Origin of the sequence: Nocardioides sp., from assembly GCF_024509035.1 — a bacterium.
Lineage (GTDB): Bacteria > Actinomycetota > Actinomycetes > Propionibacteriales > Nocardioidaceae > Nocardioides.
Window position 1 is genome coordinate 1 of record NZ_JANINT010000227.1, and the last position, 3,318, is coordinate 3,318.

2 protein-coding genes are annotated in these 3,318 nt (G+C 74.2%); both read left to right on the top strand.

What is annotated here, in order from left to right; genetic code table 11:
- Positions 1 to 1,685, top strand: a 1,685-nt coding sequence (locus tag Q0L15_RS16015) for a helix-turn-helix transcriptional regulator (RefSeq protein ID WP_296605449.1), incomplete at its 5' end; no start/stop codon positions are given.
- Positions 1,686 to 1,838: 153 nt separating this feature from the next.
- Positions 1,839 to 3,318: M4 family metallopeptidase (locus Q0L15_RS16020; RefSeq protein ID WP_296605450.1), on the top strand; the 1,480-nt coding region annotated here is incomplete at its 3' end.

A 3,318-nucleotide genomic window follows, 5' to 3' on the forward strand; every position in this document is an offset into this window, starting at 1 on the left:
CCGACGCCGGCCTGGCCCGCGAGCTCGGCCTGGCTGCCCGCGAGGCGGCCGCGACCGGCGGTCGTGAGCTGGCCACCGAGCTCTACGTCCTCGCGGCCGACCGCTCCCCCGCCGAGCTGGCGGCCGAACGGGTCGAGTGGCTGGCGACCGCGGTCGAGGCCGGCGCGACCGGCAACCACGTCGAGCTCGTCCACCGCGCCCTCGGCGACTTCCTCCGGCTGACGGCCGCGCCGGCCCAACAGGTGCGCGTGCGCCTCGCGCTGCCCGAGCTCGCCGGCACCGGCGTCGCCGCGATGGACGAGGTGCTGACCGCCGCGCTCGCCGACGCCGGCGACGACGACCGCCTGGTGGCGATGGTGCTGCTCCAGCGAGCGAGGGTCGCGCTGATGGAGTCGCGCCCCGCCGAGGCCGAGCGCCGGGCCGGCGATGCCGCCGACCTGCTGCGTCGCGCCGGCGACCGGGTGGGCGAGGCAGCCGCGCTGACCACGCTCGCGGTCGCCACCCGGTGGACGGGCAGCGGCCGCCACGACGCCCACCTGAGCGCGGCGCTCGCCCTCACCCCGGCGTCCGATCCGGCCGCGCCCGGGATGACCCACGTGTCCGCGGCGTACCTCGCGGCCCGCTTCGCCTTCTACGACGACCGGCTCGAGGAGGCGTGGTCGGCGTTCCTCTCGATGCTCGCGCAGGTCGAGCGCGGCGCCGGCACGGACCAGGTCCACGTGCTGCGCTGCCTGGTCGAGGTCGGGGTCCGCCTGGGCCGCTGCCGCGAGGCCCGGGCGTACGCCGCGCGCGCCGCCGCGGTCGGTGAGGAGTTCGGCCTCGACCCGCACACCGGCTGGTTCATCACCGCGCTGGCCGAGCTCGCCGGCGGTGACCTCGCCACGGCCCGACGGCTGGCCGAGCGGGGCGTGGAGGCCGCCGAGGAGCGCGGTGACACCCGCTACCTGCAGCGACACCTGCTGCTGCTCGGCCAGGCCCGGCTGCGCAGCGGGGACGCGCTCGCGGCCCGGTCCGCCCTGAGCCGGATCCGTGACATCGAGGCCAGCCATGCGATCAGCGATCCCACGGTCAACCGCTGGCAGCCCGACCTGGTCGCGGCCCTGGTCGCGCTGGGGTCGACCGCCGAGGCGGAGGACCTGGTCGCGAGCGCCCGCCGTGCGCTCGACGGTCGCTCGGGCACCGACGGCGTCGGCGCCCAGCTCGACCGGGCCGAGGCCGACGTGCTGGCCGCCCGGGGCGACGTCGACGGGGCCCTGGTGCTGCTCGATCGGTCCGCCAAGGTCTGCGCCGACCTCGGCATGCGCATCGACCTCGGCCGGGCGCTGCTGACCCGCGCCCACGTCGAGCGACGCAGCCGGCGCGCCGCGGCCTCACGCGCGGCCCTCGCCGCCGCCCAGACGTGCTTCGCCGAGATCCACGCGCAGTCCTGGCTCGACCAGGTGCGTGCCGAGCTCATGCCGGGGCCGACGGCCGCGACCGACGACCCGCTGCTCGGCCGTCTCACCGACACCGAGGCCCGCATCGCGCGGCTCGTCTTCCAGGGCGCCAGCAACCGCCAGATCTCCGAGCGCTTGTTCCTGAGCGTCAAGACCGTCGAGGCGACGCTGACCCGGATCTACCGCAAGCTGGACGTCCGCTCGCGCACGCAGCTGGCGACCCTGCTGGTCCCCGGCCCCGCCGAGTAGGAGCGGCGTCCGGGCTCGCAGGCTCGGGGAGCGGGCAAGGGTTTCCCCGCTACCCCGGCCCGCGCGGCGTTCCTAGGTTTCTCTCACTCGCCCTGCCCGCAACCGCCGGCGGCGAGCTCCCATCCCCCTCACCCCCAAGGGAGCACCATCTCCATGAGAACCAGAACGCTGCTCGGAGCGGCTCTGGCGGCCTCGGTCTCGGGCGTCCTCGCCCTCGGACCGCAGGTGTCGTCGTCGACCGCGGCCCAGGCCCCGTCCACCGCCCACACCTCGGCCCACACCTCGGCCGACGCCGGCAGGCGCGAGGTCAACCGGGTCGCCGCCGACTACCTCGTCGACCACCGTGGCGCCTTCCAGGCCAGCCCCCACGACGCCTTCCGGCGCACGAGCACGACCAGCGCGACCAACGGCGCCCAGTACGTCGCCTACGACCGCACCTACCGAGGCCTGCGGGTCATCGGCGGCGACGTCGTGCTCGCGGTCGACCGCACCGGCAAGGTGACGGGCCGCAGCGCGACCCAGCGCCAGGTCATCGACCTGCGCACCGTCACCCCCCGCGTCGCCGCAGGCGCCGCGCAGCGCAAGGCCCGCTCGCTGGTCGGTCACGTCACCAGCGCGTCCCGCCCCGAGCTCGTCGTGCTCGCCCAGCACGCGCCCCGGCTCGCGTGGTCGACCCTCGTCACGGGCACCACGAAGAACCGCCCGACCAAGCTGACGGTCTACACCGACGCGCGCACCGGCGCGGTCCTGGGCAGCTGGGACCTGGTCGCCGACGGCACCGGCAACGGCTACTACTACCCCGGCGTCACGATCGGCACGTCGGGGAGCGGCTCGTCGTACCGCATGTCCGACTCCAGCCGCAGCGGCGTCTCCTGCGCCAACCAGGCGGGCACGATCTTCACCGGGTCCGACGACGTCTGGGGCAACGGGTCGGGCACGAACCTCGAGACCGCCTGCGTCGACACGCTCTACAGCGTCGACAAGGAGGTCGACATGCTCTCGTCGTGGCTGGGTCGAAGCGGCGTCAAGGGCAACGGCAGCACCTACCCGGCGCGGGTCGGCCTCAACGACGTCAACGCCTACTTCGACGGCAGCATGGTGAACTTCGGCCACAGCCAGGACAACGCGCGCCAGCTCACGGCGATCGACATCGTCGCCCACGAGCAGGGCCACGGCGTCTTCGAGACCACGCCCGGTGGCTCGACCGGTGACAACGAGACCGGCGGCATGAACGAGGCGACCGGTGACATCTTCGGTGCGCTCACCGAGGCGTACGCCGCCAACCCCAACGACCCGGCCGACTTCACGGTCGGCGAGGAGGCCGACCTCGTCGGCGACGGCCCGATCCGCTACATGTACAACCCCAGCCTGGTCGGCGACCCCAACTGCTGGTCCTCGAGCATCAAGAACACCGAGGTGCACGCGGCGGCCGGCCCGCTCAACCACTGGTTCTACCTGCTGTCCCAGGGCTCTGCGGGTTCGCCCGCCTCGCCGACCTGCAACGGGTCGACCGTGACGGGCGTCGGCATCCAGACCGCCGGCAAGATCTTCTACAACGCGCTGCTGATGAAGACGACGTACTGGACCCACGGCAAGGCCCGCATCGCCTCGCTGACCGCGGCCAAGAACCTCT